The organism is Carnobacterium sp. GW821-FHT04C06, assembly GCF_059420345.1.
Genome location: NZ_JBWKTN010000002.1, coordinates 35,382 through 53,934, shown reverse-complemented (window position 1 = coordinate 53,934; position 18,553 = coordinate 35,382). Strand labels below are relative to the sequence as shown.

At 31.2% G+C, this 18,553-nt stretch carries 19 protein-coding genes; 3 read left to right on the top strand and 16 right to left on the bottom strand.

Annotated elements, in window-relative coordinates:
• The first annotated feature begins 222 nt into the window (after positions 1–222).
• Complete coding sequence (locus AC07SW_RS03555) at positions 223–840, top strand: TetR/AcrR family transcriptional regulator (protein WP_034571469.1); 618 nt, start codon at positions 223–225, stop codon at positions 838–840.
• A gap of 35 nt (positions 841–875) precedes the next feature.
• Here AC07SW_RS03555 and AC07SW_RS03550 read toward each other — a convergent pair whose 3' ends face one another.
• The 16 genes from AC07SW_RS03550 to AC07SW_RS03475 form a co-directional block, all read right to left on the bottom strand.
• Complete coding sequence (locus AC07SW_RS03550) at positions 876–1,688, bottom strand: glycosyltransferase (protein WP_135017614.1); 813 nt, start codon at positions 1,686–1,688, stop codon at positions 876–878.
• Positions 1,685–3,097, bottom strand: a complete 1,413-nt coding sequence (locus AC07SW_RS03545) for an O-antigen ligase family protein (protein WP_135022442.1) — start codon at positions 3,095–3,097, stop codon at positions 1,685–1,687. The genes AC07SW_RS03550 and AC07SW_RS03545 overlap by 4 nt, the downstream gene beginning before the upstream one ends.
• A gap of 3 nt (positions 3,098–3,100) precedes the next feature.
• Positions 3,101–3,985: a glycosyltransferase family 2 protein gene (locus AC07SW_RS03540; protein WP_167736599.1), complete on the bottom strand. Its 885-nt coding sequence runs from the start codon at positions 3,983–3,985 to the stop codon at positions 3,101–3,103.
• Positions 3,986–3,987: 2 nt separating this feature from the next.
• A complete protein-coding gene (locus AC07SW_RS03535) occupies positions 3,988–5,292 on the bottom strand; it encodes a hypothetical protein (RefSeq protein WP_135022440.1) in 1,305 nt (434 codons plus the stop codon).
• Positions 5,289–6,020 (bottom strand): glycosyltransferase family 2 protein, encoded by a 732-nt coding sequence (locus tag AC07SW_RS03530; protein ID WP_135022439.1) that lies wholly within the window; start codon positions 6,018–6,020, stop codon positions 5,289–5,291. Before AC07SW_RS03530 ends, AC07SW_RS03535 begins: the two co-directional genes overlap by 4 nt.
• A 149-nt stretch (positions 6,021–6,169) precedes the next feature.
• A complete protein-coding gene (locus AC07SW_RS03525; protein WP_463685381.1) occupies positions 6,170–6,811 on the bottom strand; it encodes a sugar transferase in 642 nt (213 codons plus the stop codon).
• Positions 6,812–6,925: 114 nt separating this feature from the next.
• The gene (locus AC07SW_RS03520) at positions 6,926–7,879 is read right to left on the bottom strand and encodes a glycosyltransferase family 2 protein (RefSeq protein WP_193553829.1); all 954 of its coding nucleotides are present in this window, start codon (positions 7,877–7,879) and stop codon (positions 6,926–6,928) included.
• Between the two features lie 11 nt (positions 7,880–7,890).
• Positions 7,891–8,310: a GtrA family protein gene (locus AC07SW_RS03515; RefSeq protein WP_135022436.1), complete on the bottom strand. Its 420-nt coding sequence runs from the start codon at positions 8,308–8,310 to the stop codon at positions 7,891–7,893.
• Positions 8,311–8,408: 98 nt separating this feature from the next.
• Positions 8,409–9,236, bottom strand: a complete 828-nt coding sequence (gene nadE / locus AC07SW_RS03510; protein WP_494632242.1) for an NAD(+) synthase — start codon at positions 9,234–9,236, stop codon at positions 8,409–8,411.
• Between the two features lie 109 nt (positions 9,237–9,345).
• Positions 9,346–10,824: a nicotinate phosphoribosyltransferase gene (locus tag AC07SW_RS03505; RefSeq protein WP_119907602.1), complete on the bottom strand. Its 1,479-nt coding sequence runs from the start codon at positions 10,822–10,824 to the stop codon at positions 9,346–9,348.
• A 116-nt stretch (positions 10,825–10,940) separates the two neighbouring features.
• Positions 10,941–11,783, bottom strand: a complete 843-nt coding sequence (gene rfbD, locus AC07SW_RS03500; RefSeq protein WP_494632241.1) for a dTDP-4-dehydrorhamnose reductase — start codon at positions 11,781–11,783, stop codon at positions 10,941–10,943.
• 69 nt (positions 11,784–11,852) lie between these two features.
• A complete protein-coding gene (rfbB, locus tag AC07SW_RS03495) occupies positions 11,853–12,839 on the bottom strand; it encodes a dTDP-glucose 4,6-dehydratase (protein WP_074401448.1) in 987 nt (328 codons plus the stop codon).
• Positions 12,840–12,841: 2 nt separating this feature from the next.
• On the bottom strand, positions 12,842–13,402 hold the full coding sequence (gene rfbC, locus AC07SW_RS03490) for a dTDP-4-dehydrorhamnose 3,5-epimerase (protein ID WP_074401449.1): 561 nt from the start codon (positions 13,400–13,402) through the stop codon (positions 12,842–12,844).
• 18 nt (positions 13,403–13,420) lie between these two features.
• Positions 13,421–14,293, bottom strand: a complete 873-nt coding sequence (rfbA, locus tag AC07SW_RS03485) for a glucose-1-phosphate thymidylyltransferase RfbA (protein ID WP_074401346.1) — start codon at positions 14,291–14,293, stop codon at positions 13,421–13,423.
• Positions 14,294–14,379: 86 nt separating this feature from the next.
• Positions 14,380–15,162, bottom strand: coding sequence for a glycosyltransferase family 2 protein (locus tag AC07SW_RS03480; RefSeq protein ID WP_494632239.1), 783 nt, complete (start codon positions 15,160–15,162; stop codon positions 14,380–14,382).
• Positions 15,163–15,177: 15 nt separating this feature from the next.
• On the bottom strand, positions 15,178–16,098 hold the full coding sequence (locus tag AC07SW_RS03475; protein ID WP_494632237.1) for a glycosyltransferase family 2 protein: 921 nt from the start codon (positions 16,096–16,098) through the stop codon (positions 15,178–15,180).
• A gap of 169 nt (positions 16,099–16,267) precedes the next feature.
• Between AC07SW_RS03475 and AC07SW_RS03470 the strand changes: the two genes are divergently transcribed.
• Positions 16,268–17,101, top strand: coding sequence for a glycosyltransferase (locus tag AC07SW_RS03470; protein ID WP_135022431.1), 834 nt, complete (start codon positions 16,268–16,270; stop codon positions 17,099–17,101).
• A 21-nt stretch (positions 17,102–17,122) separates the two neighbouring features.
• Positions 17,123–18,550: a flippase gene (locus AC07SW_RS03465; RefSeq protein ID WP_135022430.1), complete on the top strand. Its 1,428-nt coding sequence runs from the start codon at positions 17,123–17,125 to the stop codon at positions 18,548–18,550.
• Positions 18,551–18,553: the final 3 nt, after the last annotated feature.

Below are 18,553 nucleotides of genomic sequence, written 5' to 3'. Positions count from 1 at the left end.
TCATATTTTGTTCATTATTTCACTTGTCGCTTTAAAAGTAACCATACAGTTTGTTGAATAAAGAACAACATGTCTGATATGCTATACAGTGTAGATAATATTTATTATAAAATTACTGTTTCATTAAATCAACCAGCAACTTTCTTATTTTTAGTGGATAAGCAACACTCATTATCTTTTTGTCGGTTATTTTTAATTTTATTTTAGAAAGAAGGGGGAAAAATGGAATTTAGTCCAAAAAAAACTGATTTACGTGTTTTACGTACAAAAAAATTAATTTTTAATGCATTTGTTCAGTTAGTTGAAGAAAAAGGGTATGAAGCAGTCACTATTCAAGATATCGCAACTGAAGCAATGATTAATCGAGCAACTTTTTATGCTCACTTTAAAGACAAAAGTGCATTATATGATGAAATTTTTTTATATGCAATGGAGGCTTTTACTAAAGTTTTAGATCCAGAATTATTAGAAAATGGCAATCGGGTTCAGTTAAAAAAATTAGAGCTTATGATTACACAAGTCTTTAAAGAAATTAAAAAAAACCGAGTCTTCTATCAAATTTTGACAGATGGCCCAGCTGCTAATTCTATGAAAGTAAAAATCAATTGGCTGTTAGAACAACATTACTATGAAATTTTTTCAAAATTAAAAATTACTGAAAATGATGTTGAAGTTCCAATCGACTTTATCATTGAATACATGAGTTCAATTTTTATTGGCATGGTTCATTGGTGGTTGAATAGCGATAGTGACTTCCCACCAGAACAGATGGCTCATTTATTGATTAAGCTTGTTGGGAATGGGCATTTGACTGTTTTGGGAATTGAGGTAGTGAAATAGAAAAAAGGAGCGAACAAATAGTTCACTCCTTTTTTCTATTTCATCATTTTAGCAATTAGTTTAGCTTTTTTTCGGTCAACCAACAAATTTTTCAAATAACGTTTTTTCAAATGTTTTTTATAAGCTGGGAAAAGCTCTTGATTGTATTTTTCATAATATTTTTTTTCATACGTTAAAATTTGTAAATAACGTTCATCGGAAACTTCTTTAGGTGTCATTAATGATAGTTCATGATCAATGGTACAATTAATCACATCTACCGTATAGCCTTCTTCAAATATTCGATGATAAAACCAATGATCCAAATAATCAATTGGAAATTCTAAATTAAATCCATTAATTTTTTTTAAAAATTCGACGCTCACTAATGAACCAGAATTGATTGCCATTACTTTTTTATTTTGTAAACCTATCTTAGGTAGTTCTTCTACTAATGGACGAATTGTATCCGCAAATACTGGAGACACGACTTTATTATTAGAACGAATGTAAGGAACTATTGAGGCTATTTTTTCCTCAGCTTCTGACTGAGCTTCTTGAATTGCTTTGTTGAGGAAAGTTTTCTCTAAATCAGTATCTTGATCAAATAACCATAACCATTTTGATTGTGCTTCTTTGGCAACTTCAAAGGCATAATTGTAAGCTTTTGCTAAACCGTCATTAGTACTATCATGAATATAGATATAGCCTTCTGGCAAAGAAATCTCTTCACAACGAGTAGGACTGTTATCATAAATCACAACATTTTTTATCATCCCTTGTTGCTCTTTTGTATACTTAAGCAAATTTTGATAGGTTTTTGATTCTTCAGGTTTCATTTTATAAAGAACTACAATTGCTGTAATCATTTTTTCAATCCTCTCATAGAATAATCAACAGGTTTATTAAATCCAATCACAAGCACAATCACTAAAAATCCAATTCCAATTGGGCTATTGATAAATGGATTTGTGTTGGTTAGCAATAACATTCCTGCAATTCCTGCCAATAATCCTACATTTAGATAATTACGTTCACCTTTTCTCTGGAAACCATAATAAAAGTAAAACGGCGCTAACGAAACTAATAACCACAATAAAACCCCAATAACCCCTTGTTCCACCAAGATATCTAAAAATGAAATCTCAATTCCTGTTAATCTGCCACCAATCTCAGTACCATAACCATTTCCAACTAACCAATTTATTGGTCTACTATTGAGAATATGCAATGAATCTTTGATAAAGTAGACTCTGATATCTCCAGTGAAAGGTTTTTCTTCAACTTCAGTGGTAGATTGATTTGTTTTTGGCTTCTCATTTTTTACCGTTTCATTACTTGTTTCTTTATCCGTTTTTTTTGTTTCAACTTGTGGTATTTCTGTTTGTACATCCCCCACTCGGGTACTTGATATGCTAAAATAAATCATACAAAAACTAGCTAATACAATTAGCATTAAAACTAATTTGTGACTTAATTTTTTTGTACTTAAAATAAAGTCTGGCTTTTTAAAAATTTTCTTTCTCACAAAAAAAGCTTCTATTAAAGAATAGACTATCAAAAAGATAATAACAAATACTAAAGCTAATACTAGACCTCTTGCTCTTGTAAAATAAATTGACGTCATTCCTAAGAAAAAAATAATTTTTTCTACTAATGTAGAATTCCCTTTAATCATTTTATACAATGCAAGAACAACTGCAAAGAATAAGAAATAATGTCCCTTATAAAAGACCCCTGTTGTGTTTAAACGAAAAACAAGTTCTCCTGGAATGACTTCATTAATCCAACTATAGAATTTCCAATAAACTTCTTGTTTCATAAAAATGGATGCCATATCTATTGATAATGTAAAGACAATCATAAACAATGCTGCAATATCTAAAATAGATTTAATCCATTTGATTTTAAATCGATCATTTGAAATATAATAAGCTAATGGGAAAAAGGAAACAAAATAAGCAACTCTTAAAAAGTCATTCACTACGATACCTTTTGGATGTCCATAAGCAATTCCTAAAATAGTAGATAATAGACAATACAATACAATACCACTAATTAAAATGGTAGAGAGTTTGTATTGCTTTAAATATAAGTGATCTGTCGTTACGAGTTTTTTTGTCGCCAACACCCTGATTCCATAAACAAGCATTAAAACTATAAATAAAATCATTCGAATTGAAAGTGGTCCAACTGAAACATTAATTAGCCTTCCACCACCACCAGCAAATAGTTCTAAGAAAAAAATACTTAGCAATATCTTTTCAAATTTCGTCATGTTCTACTCCCCTTTAAGTTCCTTAGTTGCTTGTCTCATTCCTTTTCGGTAACCAAGATACTTCGCTACATAACGTAAATAAGCATATGGTATTAGAAGGATTTTGCCTGATTTAATTAAGAAACCTGTTTCATTCAAGACCATCTTAATACCTTCAGATTCATTCGATCCAAATTCTTTTAACAGCCAAGCATTCTGTATATGAAATTTTCCAATTTCAATGTATCTTATATATTCATTTTTCAGACTAAATTTGTGTGTATGAAAGACCTTTGCAGAAGGTACATATCCTACTCCATAACCTTTTTTTATAAAATGAGCTGCTGCATAGGCATCTTCACCAAACATCAAACTTTCATCAAAAAAGTTTATCTCAGCTAATAACTGACAATTATAAATAGCAAATGCATCTGATGAAAAGTAAATTTTCACACCATATTCATCCACTTGATCAATCGTTTTAATCAACTCTTGATCGCCATAATTAAATTGACGTGCTCGTTCTTCAAAAATATTTCCAGTTTTTTTATCTACTTCTTGTTTACCGTAAGCAACTCCAACGGTTTCATGTTTTTGTATAAAATAAATCAATTCATTAATGGCATTAGGCTGTAAATAAACATCTTGAGTCATGTATATAAGATAATCACAATGTGCTAGTTTTTTAGCCGCATCTGTTCTAACTTTTCCATGGGTAAATTCACTGCTCTTAATGACATCAACATTGAATCCTTTATCTTTAGCAATAGCAACTGTATTATCTGTCGATGAAGAATCGATAATGTATTTATCTGTTAATTGTTCTGATTGTTGATTGATCAAATCTAACACTTGAGAGAATTCTTCACCTGCATTATAAGTAGGAATAAATAAACCAATTTTTAACAATTCTATCGACTCCTTCTTATAAAGCTAAATTGCTCCTTTGAATCCCTTTCAATATCGGAACAAATAATAATCGTTAAGATACACGCTCCAAAAACACTCGTTAACAAATAGGGATTAAATAACCCAGAACTAAAAACAACCGCTGCTACAGCAATATAGTAGATATTATTATTCAGTACTTTAAACAAATATAAAAGAACGATTATTGAAAAGATGATGGATAAAACAATACCTAACTTCATTACTAGTGCTGGTATTTGTAGTTCATAAACAGTCTTTACATTATTACGCAATACATCTTTTGAATATGCTCCTAATCCTGCTCCTAAGAATAAATTCTCTTTGAATAAAGTAAGAATTGCATTAAATTGTTCAGTTCTTACACTGTCAGATGCAGTGTTTTGTGACTTAGCAACTTCGTCTGCACTAAATCGAGAATTTACAATTAAATGCGTTCCATTATTTTCTAGTTCGGGAACATTTGAACCAAACTTACCAATTACAAAAGGCACAACCCAAGTAAATAAAATTTTATATACAGCATACGTGATTGCATTACTTAAAATAAAATTGCTTAGGATTACTTTCCAATCAAATCTATTTTTTAAAAGCTCATACATAACTGCCATTACAGCAACAATCAAATAAATTGCCCATAAAAACCTTGAGTATGAAAGATAAACGCCAATTGAAAAAATAAAATAATACATCATAAATTGAATTTTTTTGTCTTTATATAACAACCATAGTAGTGGCAATATTGCAACGTACATTAAGTCATTCACTAAGTACATTCTAATCAACGGTAACTCTGGTAAGATATCCATTGTCACAAAAAAAGCGGAAAATATTTTTTGATACCATTGATCCAGTTGAATTACCGTAGTCCATCTAAACATCACTACTAAAATCATCATTAGTTTAAATAGTGAATACCCAAGAACACTATTAATCAATACTTTTCCTAACTTAAGAGGATTTTTAAAAGGTCCTACTAAAAGTAGCAATGCTAGGGGTTTAGTAAAAGAAAAGCCTTCAGCTAAAATTAATCTAAATTCATTACCTTTTAACAAACCTATTAAACCAGAGCTTCCTATAATAACTAAAAATAACAGTAATAAGATTGTGAATAATCGATTGGGTTTATATTGTTTTGTTAAGCAAAAATACCCATAAATTCCGATTAAAATAATAGTCAAAATATTCTTGTACGGTATCCCATAGACTGATCCTGTTGGTAAAATGATCGTTGTTGCAACTAGTATAATAAATAAAAAATTGTATATTTTAGATAGTTTGTTATTCATGCCTTCTCCTTAGTCATCCGCTTATTATAGTTTAAAATGCAAGTTGCCATATTTATCCTACCTTGAATCATTTCGCCTACTGGTCTTCTAGCTCCAGTAACGTTGTCACCGTGTCGAATGTAGGCCATTAATTTGTTTTCTAAATTAACAATTTTGTAATTATTTTTCATTGCCACTAAAGCTAACCACTGGTCATGCATTTGGATTTTTTTAGGAAAGTCGACAGTATCATCGCGCAGTTCTTTTCTAAAAGCCATCATACAACCCGTATAGCCATTTTTTATAATCGTTTTAACAATACTATTTGTTTTTTTGTTTGTGTTGTAGTGATCCCAAGAATCATCAATTAGATTAAGATTATTATCTTTAACTTCTGCATCATGACTCACCAAATAAACGGTTGGATCTTCATTAAAAATCTTCATTACTGTTGCAACTTTATTTTCATACCAATAATCATCTTGATCGCATAAAAAAAGAATATCACCTTGAGCTAGATTCATTGCTTTATTAAACGATTTTAAAACACCTAAGTTTGGATTATTTGGAATCAATTTAATTCGCTTGTCTTTCTTTTGCATTTCTTCAACTAACTTAATTGTATTGTCTTTAGAACTATCATCAACAATAATGACTTCGTCTGATTCACTCAATTGTGGCAAAATAGAACTTAATTGGCGCTCTATAAACTTCTCTCCATTATACGTTGCCATGCATACTGATATCATTAATTTCACCTCATAATTTTCTTCTATTTTTCATTTTACCTTTTTAATGTACTAATTTCAATGAAAGCTAGCATATTTAAAATTTATTTAAGCGTATTAAATTTGAAGAAAACTTCAATTTAATACGCTTATCAATTTGATATATGTTTTTAATAGGCACCTTTACGAGCTAATACTTGAAAAGCTGTCATAAAAATTAATTTTAAATCAAAAAAGAAAGAACAATTATCGACATAATATAATTCTATATCAACTCTTTCGGGATAGCCTACGCTACTTCTTCCGCTAGCTTGCCAATAACCAGTAATACCTGGTTTAACTGATAAAAATTTTTCTTTTTTAGTACCATATTCATTTAATTCTTCTATCACAACTGGTCGAGGGCCAACTAATGACATCTGCCCCTTTAAAACATTTAATAATTGTGGCAGTTCATCTAAACTTGTTTTTCTTAAAAAACGACCTATTGGAGTAATTCTTGGATCTTCATGGGGTTCCAATTTGTAATTATTTTTTTTATATTTATCATATAGTTCAGGATTTGATTTCAATACATTTTCAGCATCATCCACCATTGATTGAAATTTATAAATACAAAATAATTCACCTTGATACCCTACTCTTTTTTGTTTAAAAATAGGACTACTTATAGATTTATTACATACTTGAACAATCCACACAATCAAAAATAATGGTGAAAACAAAATTAATGCAATCAATGATAAGAAAATGTCGAATATTCTTTTTGAAATCAAATATGATTTTCTTACACTATTTTTTTTATTACTCATTCATTTTTTTCCTAACTATTATTATTTAGTATTTCAATAAACTCTCACAGATTGGATAATATCATAAAATAACCTTTTAAACAACCCACAGCCTAATATAAAACTTTATTTTAATTAATCACGAGCCTTGTCTTCTTCATTATTTAAACTTTGCTCTTTCACAATGTAAATAGGTCTGTTTTTAGTTTCTAAATACGTTTTACCTAAATATTTCCCTAATATTCCAAGACAAAATAATTGTAATCCTCCAAGCGCTAGTATAAAGCAGACAAGGGATGGCCAACCTGAAACAGAATCTGAGAAAATCAATGCTCTGATAATAATTACTAATAAAGCAATCATTGCAGCAATAAAGGAAAAGAACCCTAAGAATGCAGCAATGACTAATGGAACTTCAGAAAAAGCAATAATTCCATCTAATGAATACTTAAATAGGCTCCAAAAAGACCAAGAAGTTTCTCCCGCAACTCGTTCTTGATTTTTGTATTCCAAATACTTTGTATCAAATCCAACCCAGCTAAAAATTCCTTTAGAAAATCTATTGTATTCTTTTAAAGATAGGATTGCATCTACCATTTGTCTCGTCATTAAACGATAATCTCTTGCTCCGTCTACTATCTCAGTATCTGAAATTCGATTAATAATTCTATAAAATTGTCTTGCAAAAAAAGAACGAATGGGAGGTTCTCCATCACGACTCACGCGTCTGGTACCTATACAATCATAGTCTCCTGATCGAAGTTCTTCTAACATAGCGGGTAACATTTCAGGTGGATCTTGCAAGTCTGCATCCATAACAGCCACATAATCTCCAGTTGCGTGCTCTAACCCTGCATATAAACCTGCTTCTTTACCAAAGTTTCTAGAAAAAGAAACATATTTAATTCGTTTAGGGTCTGCGTTGTTTAATTCACGTAAAACTTCTATTGTCTTATCCTTTGAACCATCGTTAACAAAGATATATTCAATATCAGCATTTACTAACTCTTTACGAACTTTTTCTAATTCCTGATAGAATAACGGTAATGATTCTTGTTCATTGTAACAAGGAACCACAATAGAAATTATTTCATTTTTACTCATAATTGTTCTCCTTTACTTTTTTTAAATATAAATAATTTACTAAATACATAATTCAAAATGACAATAATTACTTGCACAATGATTTTAGAAATATTTTGATCTAAGCTCATCAAACTAACCATAACATACATTAAGAACATATCAATCACACCAGACAATAATCTGAACCAAATAAATAATAGCAATTCTTTAAAAAAAGCTTTAGTAGAGTAATTGGGTGTTTTAAAGACAAAATATTTATTTGTATAAAATGCAAAAACAACTGATGCAATCCACGATATTCCATTACTAATTAAGTAGTTTATTCCAAAAATAGAATTAAAAATATAAAAAACGCCAATATTTACAAGTGTTGTCAGTATGCCAAAAACTAAGTAATTGATTGGTTCTTGATATTTTGATAAAAGATGCTTCATTAATTTTTCCTTTCTGCGGGCATAGAAACAACTCTATCTCAAATCATTTTTACTATCTAAGATAGAGTGTCGTTCGCTATTATTTACTTTTTCATTAGTTATTTCCAGAAATCATCAAATACGGTAATAGGCAAGTGACGTTTGTGTTGTGTTTTCAAATACCAACCTTCTATTTTCTCAGAAACATCTGAAGCTAATTTTTTTCCTTCTAAATAGTCGTCAATGTCATCATACGTAACACCTAAAGCAACTTCATCAGCTAATCCCGGCTTATTGTCTTCTAAATCAGCTGTTGGAGTCTTAGCATACAAATGCTCAGGAGCTCCCAACTCTTTTAACAATTGACGACCTTGACGCTTATTTAATCTAAAAATCGGATTAATATCTGTTCCACCATCGCCAAATTTAGTATAAAATCCTGTAATTGATTCTGCTGAGTGATCCGTGCCAACGACAGCTCCATGATAAGCTCCAGCAATAGCATATTGGGCAATCATACGTTCTCTGGCTTTAATATTTCCCTTATCAAAATCACTAACTGGGACATCAACCCCCATTAAAACAGACATATTTGCATCTACAGCAGGCTTAATATCAACTCGTATTATTTTATCTGCCTCCATAAATTCAATAGCATCCATTGCATCTTGTTCATCTGCTTGTTGACCATAAGGTAAACGAACTGCAATAAACTGATATTCTGAATTTCTAGTTTCTTCTCTCAATTCCGTAATCGCCATTTGAGCAAGCTTTCCCGTCAAAGTAGAATCCTGACCACCACTGATACCAAGCACGAACGTTTTTAAAAAAGGATATTTCCTTAAATAATTTTTCAAAAAATCAATACTCATACGTATTTCTTCTTGAGGGTCGATTACTGATTTCACTTTCATTTCAGTTATAATTTGATTTTGTAAATTAGACATCTTATCTCAACTCCTAATTGAATTCTATACAATTATATCATAGTTCTACTAAACATAAATTGTAATGAAAAATGAGAAACAAATTTCCATGAGTTTCTCATTTTTATGATTATTTTGCGAAATATTTTTCTTGGATTTTCACTTGCTCTCTAGCCAACTCAATATTCGCCATCTTATGATCCCAACAAACTTTGGATAAATCAACAGGGTACGGTTCTGGATTTAAATTGCGCTTGTACTCATCCCACAGTGATTCCAAGTTAGAAGTTGCATAAGCCTTCACTTCAGATAAATTCGGTAATGGATAGATTAAACGACCATCAATGAATATGTCTTTTAGTAACGGACGAGCTGCGAAATTCACAACTGTTTTATTAATGTACGTATGAACAGGGTGAAACATATACAGTTCCTCAGCTTGATCTGGGCGTTCATTCCATAATGTAATATAGTCACCTTCAGATTTTCCATCTTCGTTAGCTGTAATTCGCCACACTTGTTTTTTCCCTGGCGTAGAAACTTTTTCCGCGTTTCCAGATAATTTAATAGTGTCAACCATTTTTCCAGATTCATCTTCAATCGATACTAACTTATATACAGCTCCCAATGCGGGTTGATCATAAGCAGTTATTAGCTTGGTTCCGACACCCCAAACATCGATTTTAGCTCCTTGCATTTTCAAATTCAGAATCGTTTTTTCATCTAAATCATTGGAAGCATAAATTTTGACATCTTCAAAACCCGCTGCATCTAACTGTTGGCGCACACGCTTTGAAATATAAGCCATATCTCCACTATCTAAACGAACACCTAAAAAATTAATTTTATCTCCAAATTCTTTTGCTACCCGAATCGCATTTGGTACACCTGATTTTAGCGTATCATATGTGTCAACTAAAAATACACAATCCGTATGTGTTAGTGCGTATGCTTTAAATGCATCATAATCATTACGATATGCTTGTACTAAAGAGTGTGCATGTGTTCCGCTTGCTGGAATACCAAAAATTTTCCCTGCACGAACATTACTCGTTGCATCACATCCACCGATATAAGCTGCTCTGGTTCCCCAGATTGCCGCATCCATTTCTTGTGCACGTCTTGTACCAAATTCAAGTAATGGGTCTGTTTCAACAACTGATTTGATTCTAGCTGCTTTAGTAGCTATTAAAGTTTGATAGTTGACAATATTCAGCAATGCCGTTTCAATCAACTGACAGTCTGCTAGAGAGCCTTCAACTTGAACTAAGGGTTCATTACTAAATACGAGTTCGCCTTCTTCTACAGAGCGTATAGTTGCTTTAAATTCAAACTCTTTTAAATATTTCAAGAAAGCTTCAGGATATTCTTCTACTTCTCTTAAATAATCAATATCTGAATCTGTAAACTTCAATTTTTCGATATAATCTACAATTCTTTCAAGTCCTGCAAAAATTGCATAGCCATTCTCAAAAGGATTGTTTCTAAAATAGCATTCAAAAACAGCATGGTTATCTGCTTTACCTAATTCCCAATACGTTTTCATCATGTTTATTTGATAAAGATCAGTGTGTAATGCCCAACTGTCATCTAAATAAGTTTTATTCACTTTGACTGGTTCTCCTAACTTGAAACATTTTATACTATCATACCTTAATTTGAAAAAAACAACCACAAAAAAAGCAAAAAGTAAAAGAATTTTCATCTTTTACTTTTTGCTTTTTATTATTTCTCTACATTGTTCAACATTGATTTTAAAGCATCTTGCCAAGTCGGAATTGAATAACCTAGTGCTTTCGTTTTACTTAAATCCATAATTGAATGTTTTGGTCGAATCGCTTTTTGAGGAAATGCTGATGAATCAACTGGCGTTACTTCAACATCGGTATTTTTTAAAATTTCTTTAGCAAATTCATACCATGAACAGCTATCATCATTTGAAAAATGATACACACCATAATCAGCATGTTCTTTTACAACATACGTCATAAATTCTGCTAAATTACGTGTCCATGTTGGACGGCCAAATTGATCGTTCACAACGGTTAAAGTTGGATGTGTTTTTGCTAATTTTTGCATTGTAAACACAAAATTCCCACCAAACTCGCCGTAAACCCAAGAGGTACGAATAATATAATACTTAGACATATACTTTTCAATCTCTAATTCGCCTTCATATTTTGTACGCCCATATTCATTTTTAGGATTTGGTGTTGCATCCACTTTATATTCATCTGTGCTCGTTCCGTCAAATACATAATCTGTACTAATATAAACCAAAGTTGCTCCATTTGCTTCTGCTGCTTTAGCGACATTTCTAGTTCCATCAACGTTAATAAGTTGATTTAAGGCTTTGCCTTCATCCTCTGCCTTGTCAACAGCTGTATAAGCAGCACAATGATAAACGACTTCTGGTTTGATTTTAGAAATCGTTTCATTTACAATGGCTTCATTTGTAATATCCATTTCTTTTGAATCTGCTGCAATATAAGAAACTCCTTGTTCATCTAACAATTTTTTTAATTCTGTTCCTAATTGACCATTTGCTCCAGTAATTAAAACTGACATTTACATCGCCTCCAGCTTGATTAAAAGAAGAGTTGTTTTATAAATAAAACAACTCTTCTAAGGTATCGTTTATTTATTTAAATTTGCACGTTCTTGAAGAGGTCTCCACCAAGCTTCATTGTTTTGGTACCATTCAATCGTTTCTACGATTCCAGTATCAAAAGTATATTTTGGTTTCCAACCTAGTTCAGTTTCTAATTTAGTTGGGTCAATTGCGTAACGTTTATCGTGTCCTAAACGATCTTCAACATACTTGATTAAGTCACGAGACAAACCTAATTTTTCAATAATAATGTCAACAATTTGGTTATTTGTACGTTCATTATGTCCACCAACGTTGTAGACTTCGCCTTTAACACCTTTGTGTAAAACTAAGTCGATTGCTTGACAGTGATCTTGTACGTGTAACCAGTCACGGATATTTAAGCCGTCACCATAGATTGGCAATTGTTCGCCATCCATGCCGTTTGTAATCATTAATGGAATTAATTTTTCTGGGAAATGGTAAGGTCCATAGTTATTTGAGCAACGAGTAATATTGACATTCATGCCATAAGTTTCGTAATAAGCACGAACTAATAAATCAGCTCCTGTTTTACTTGCTGAATATGGGCTGTTTGGTGCTAACGGAGTTTCTTCTGTAAAGTAGCCTTCTGCTCCAAGAGAACCATAAACTTCATCTGTTGAAACTTGTAAATATTTTTCAATATTCATTTCTTTAGCAACATCTAATAAAGCCAATGTTCCTTGAATGTTTGTTTCAACAAAAATTTCTGGATTTAAAATACTACGGTCAACGTGTGACTCAGCAGCAAAGTTTACAAAGTGATCAATGTTATATGTTTTCACTAAGTTACGAACTAATTCACGATTTGTAATGTTTCCTTGTACAAATACATGATTTGGATTATCCATCACGTCATCTAAGTTGTGAATATTTCCTGCGTAAGTTAATAAATCTAAGTTGATAATTTTATAATCCGGGTGATTTTCTAACATGTAATGTACGAAATTACTTCCGATAAAACCTGCTCCACCTGTTACTAATACGTTCATCATTATTTTTCCTCCCAAACGAAGTTGTTATCTGCATCTTTTAATTGTGGATGCTTAGTATCTTTTTCTGACATAATTGGATTATTCATTGGCCAAACAATACCGATATCTGGATCATCAAATGCGATTCCACGGTCATTTTCAGGTGAATACAATTCATCTACTTTGTATTGAACATTTACATTCCCTGTAATTGTACAAAAACCATGCGCAAAACCTTTAGGAACTAATAACTGACGGTGGTTGTATTCGCTTAGAATATACCCTTCCCATTGTCCGTAGGTTGGTGAACCTTTACGCATATCTACTAATACATCATAAATTGCTCCAGTTGTCACACGGACTAATTTTGTTTGTGCTTTTGGATTTGTTTGGTAATGCATGCCACGGATAACGCCAGGTTCCATTGATAAGGAATGGTTATCTTGAATAAATTTATTTGGAATACCGGCTGCAATAAATTTATCTTCAGTATAACTTTCTGTAAAGAAACCACGGTGATCGCCATGTACAGGTGTTTCAATAATTTTAACGTCTTGTAATTTAGTATCGATTACTTTCATTTTATCCAACCACGCTTTCTAAATTTTTGTTTCTGCCAAACGTAATAGATATTGTCCGTAACCATTTTTTTTCAATGGTTGCGCTAATTCTAATAATTGTTCACGATTAATGTATCCCATACGGTAAGAAATTTCTTCTAGACAAGCAACTTTTAAGTTTTGTCTTTTTTCAATCGTTTCAATGAAAGTTGATGCTTCCAATAATGATTCATGAGTACCTGTATCTAACCAAGCAAAACCACGTCCCATTAATTCAACTTCAAGTTCACCAGCTTCTAAATAGGCTTTATTGACGTCAGTAATTTCTAACTCGCCACGTTCAGATGGTTTGATATTTTTCGCAATTTCAACTACTTTATTGTCATAGAAATACAATCCTGTTACTGCATAATTGCTTTTTGGAGCTTCTGGTTTTTCTTCAATTGACATTGCACGCATGTTTTCATCAAATTCAACTACTCCAAAACGTTCTGGATCATTTACATGGTACCCAAAAACAGTTGCGCCGTTTTCTTTTTCAGCAGCTCTTTGCAACATTTTAGACATACCGCCACCGTAATAGATGTTGTCACCTAAAATAAGACAAACTGAATCATCTCCGATGAACTCTTCACCTAAAATAAAGGCTTGTGCTAGTCCATCTGGACTTTCTTGTACTTTATATTCAATGTTTAGACCTAATTCATTTCCATTTCCAAACAATTGTTCAAATCTTGGTGTATCTGTTGGTGTAGAGATAATTAGAATATCTTTGATCCCCGCTAACATTAAAGTAGACATTGGATAATAAATCATTGGTTTATCGTAAATCGGCATTAATTGTTTTGACACTGCTTTAGTTAATGGATACAAGCGTGTTCCGCTTCCTCCAGCAAGAATAATTCCCTTCACTATTACAACCCCTTAATTTTTTTTTACGTCACGTTAGTATAACATATTTTTAAAATTTGTTAAATTCACTTTTTCAAATACTTTTTTTAAAAAAATTTCCATCCCCATTTATTGAAGAACTGCCTCATCGATTTCATGAAAATTGAAAACAATTTTTTGCTTTTATGTGCACCCTTTTCATAAAAATGAGTCACTTCCGCAAATGGAGTATAAATCACTTCATAGCCATTTTTCCAAGTCTCTAAACAAATATCGTTGTCTTCGAAATACATAAAGTAACGCTCATCAAAACCGCCAATTTTATTGTAAAGACTTCCACGAATCAGCATAAAGCATCCCGAGCCACTTTTTACTTTTGTAATCTCTGTTTCTGATAAATCTCTACATTCATATGACCTTAAACGTTTATCAAATAACTTTTTAATAAAATTAAATGGGACAAATCTAAGCAAATAATCAAACAAAGTAAAGCGTTGTCGAACAATATATTGCGTCGTCCCATCGTCATTTAAAACCTTTGGGACGCAGATGCCTGCTTGAGGCATTTCTTCCATTAATTGAACCAATTTTACAATTTCTTCTTCTTTAAAAAGAATATCTGGATTAAACACTAAATAGTAATCTTCTGGTGCATTCATTAAGTTAACATTGTGACCATAGCCAAAACCTTTATTTTCATCATTAAAATGGATTGTTGCACTATCTTCGTATTTTTTTAATTTGCTTTGAAAATCCGAATCCGAGTGATTATCAAAAATGACCACTCGATAATTGGGTTTATTAGCTAATTCTTTTTTTAATGAATCTAAAACCTCAAAAATGTGTCTACTGTTATAAGTAACAATACTGATAACTACTTGTTTTTTCATTTTTTCACAACCTTACTAATACCAATTATTAATGTAACATATTTTATAAATTTTTGTATCCATTTCAGTTTGACGATACAAGTTTGTTTTCTTGATAAAGTTCATTCTCTGCATCATATTCTTTCTTGAGAATAAAAAAGCATATAGTAACTTTTGCTTATCTGAATCTAATTGATTGTAAAAACATTTATACAATTCATTTGCTTGTGCTGTGTAGGGTTTGGTTTTTCTTTCTTTTTTAAAGTATTGATATCTTTTTTGAATACTTTTAAATTTACTCGTTGACATTCCAACAGCATTTGATTCATGCTGACGGTAAGAAATGTATGACTCTTTGTCGTATAAGTTTTTCCCAAATGCTGAAGCTATCAAATACAACCAGGCATCATGCATCACAATTAAGTCCGGATCTGGCATGCTACTTTTAACTAGCGTCAATAAACTTTGATTAATTCCCATTGTACAACCTGTTGCAATATTTTGAATCAAAGCATTCTCAAATCCAATTCCCATCTCAGGATCAGGACTTTGTCGCAAATAGTTTAATTGGCTATCTACAATATTTAACTTTGAGAAATACATCAATGGAATTTCTTGGTCTTCCTTTTCCATTACTTCAACTAGTCTACTGATTTTTTTAGGCTCCCAATAATCATCTTGATCACAAAAAACAATATAATCAGCCGATTCAGAGGCCTGTTCAATCAATTTCATAAAGCTTTTTTTCACACCAATATTGCTATCATCCATAACAGATATTTTTTCTGGATAGTTCGTTTTATATCGTTTAATGATTGATTTAGTTTGATCTTTTGATCCATCATCACGTATTAAAATGTTAATGTTTTGATAATCTTGATTCAGTAAGCTCTCAATTTGTTCTTCAACAAATTTTTCACCATTATACGTAGATAACAAGATTTGTACTTTTTTCAAATTATTCCCTCCAAGACTTATTTAAAAAACAATTACCTCCATAATAGCACATTAAGCAAAAAAAGTTTTTTATTTGTTGTTTTTTTTAGATATTCTTAACAATAAAATGCTATACTTAGAAAGTTGATTTAATACTTTTATCTCTTTATTTAGAAAGGAATCCACATTTATGAAATTAAATATTATTATTGTTCTTTATCAATTGAAACCTATTGATTCAATTGCAATTCAATCTATCTTAAACCTTTTTCCAAAATTTGATGAAAAATTCGACCAATATATGTTAACAGTTTATGACAACGGCCCTACTAATCAATCAGCTGATTTGATTGATTTAGAAAATGTTAACTATATCCATGATGAACGAAATTTAGGCTTATCAACGGCTTATAATTATACTTATCATTATTCAGTTGATCATAAGTTTGATTGGTTACTGTTATTTGACCATGATACTGAGTTGTCAGAAACCTATATTGATGAATTTTTAAATGCATCCAAAAATTTTTCTGAGAACGTTGTAGCAATGGTTCCTCAAGTAATTTCTAATGATGTTATTGTCTCACCAGTTGCAACAAATACAATGTATCCATTAAACGAATCTCGACCTGCGGAAGGACTTCACAATGATCCAATTACCGCTATTAATTCAGGAAGTTTCTTACGTATCAGTTTTTTAAATGACATTAAAGGTTTTACAGATGAATTTCCATTAGACTATTTAGATCATTGGTTATTCCATAAAATTTACGAAAAAAAGAAAGCCGTTATGGTTGCACATTCAAAATTACAACATGAACTTTCAATCTTAAATTTTGAGCAAATCAATATCAATCGATACCGTAGTATCTTAGACTCTGAATCATCCTTCTATAAAAATTACAAGCCCAATTTGCTAAAACCCTATAAAAAGCATTTATTAATACAAGGGTTAAAACAATCTATTGTAATTAAAAACAAGAAAATTTTTATGTATACACTAAAAAAATATTTCACTTTATAGGACTGGAGGCTACACTACGCTATGAAAAATAAAATGATTTCTAATTATTTGTATTCATTGATCTACCAACTATTGATTACAGTAATCCCCATTATTACCTTACCCTATACTTCTAGAGTTTTGGGCGATAAAATGATTGGAATTGATGCTTCTGTTATGGCTTATGTTCAAATATTCGCCATTTTTTGTATTTTAAATGTTGCCAATTATGGAAGCCGAGCAATTGCTACAACAAAATCAAAAGAACAAACATCTCAAGTCTTTTGGAATATTTATACAATTCAATTTTTAGCATCTGTGGCAGTGATACTTTGTTACTTAGTTTTTATTAGTACTGTCAAACAGAATCATGTTTATTACTTAATCCATTTATTTACGCTAGGATCTTCCTTACTAGATATTTCTTGGTACTTTTATGGAAAAGAGGAATTGAAAAAAACTACCACAAGAAACATTATGGTTCGTGTGGTAACCTTAATTTGTATCTTCTTATTTATTAAAAGTCCTGATGATTTATGGAAATATATATTAATCAATAGTTTATCTGCCTTTATTGGACAAATTGTTTTATGGAAATTTGCATTAAAAGATATCATTTTTATGAAACCACAAAAAAGTGAACTTAAAAATAATTTTTGGCCAATGATTCAGTATTTTTTACCTCTAATAGCTTCTCAAATTTATTTAAATGTAAACAGAATCATTTTAAATACGTTTGCTGGACCCACAGAAGTTGGTTACTACAGCCAAGCAAGTAAAATTGTCCGAATGGTTATTGGGTTTATCACGCCTTTAAGTGCTGTCTTTTTACCTAGAATTGCAAATGAATTTGACAATAAAAACCATGTGCAAGTAAGAAGATATATGGATGTATCCGCAAGTTTTGTTTGCCTGATATCGTTTCCTATTATATTTGGTTTATTCGCTATTGGAAATGACTTTATCGCTCTATTTCTTGGTCCTGAATTTTTACCTTCCATTCCGGTATTAAAAATACTAGCTCCCTCCATATTGCTTGTTGGCTTAGCTAATGTTTTTGGAGTTCAACTATTATTAGCAACAAATCAACCAAAAAAATACACTTTTTCAGTAACTTTAGGTGCAATCATTAGCCTAATTATCAATTATATTTTTGTAGGTCGTTATGGCAGTATTGCTACATCATATGCCGAACTTGCTGCTGAATTGATTGGATTAATTATCCAAATCTATTTTGTTTATAAAGTTATTGATTTTAGTTCTTTTTTAAAAAACATGTTCACCTACGCGTTTTTTGGTTTCATTATGTTTCTTTCTATTAATTATTTACCGGCATTGTTCGGTTGGCCACGAACAATGGGATTAATTTTACAAATTGTTATTGGCGGAATCGTGTACTTTGCACTCTTACTTGTTACTAAAAACAAATTATTTTATACACTAGTTGGAAAAGTACTTTCAAGAAATTAATAA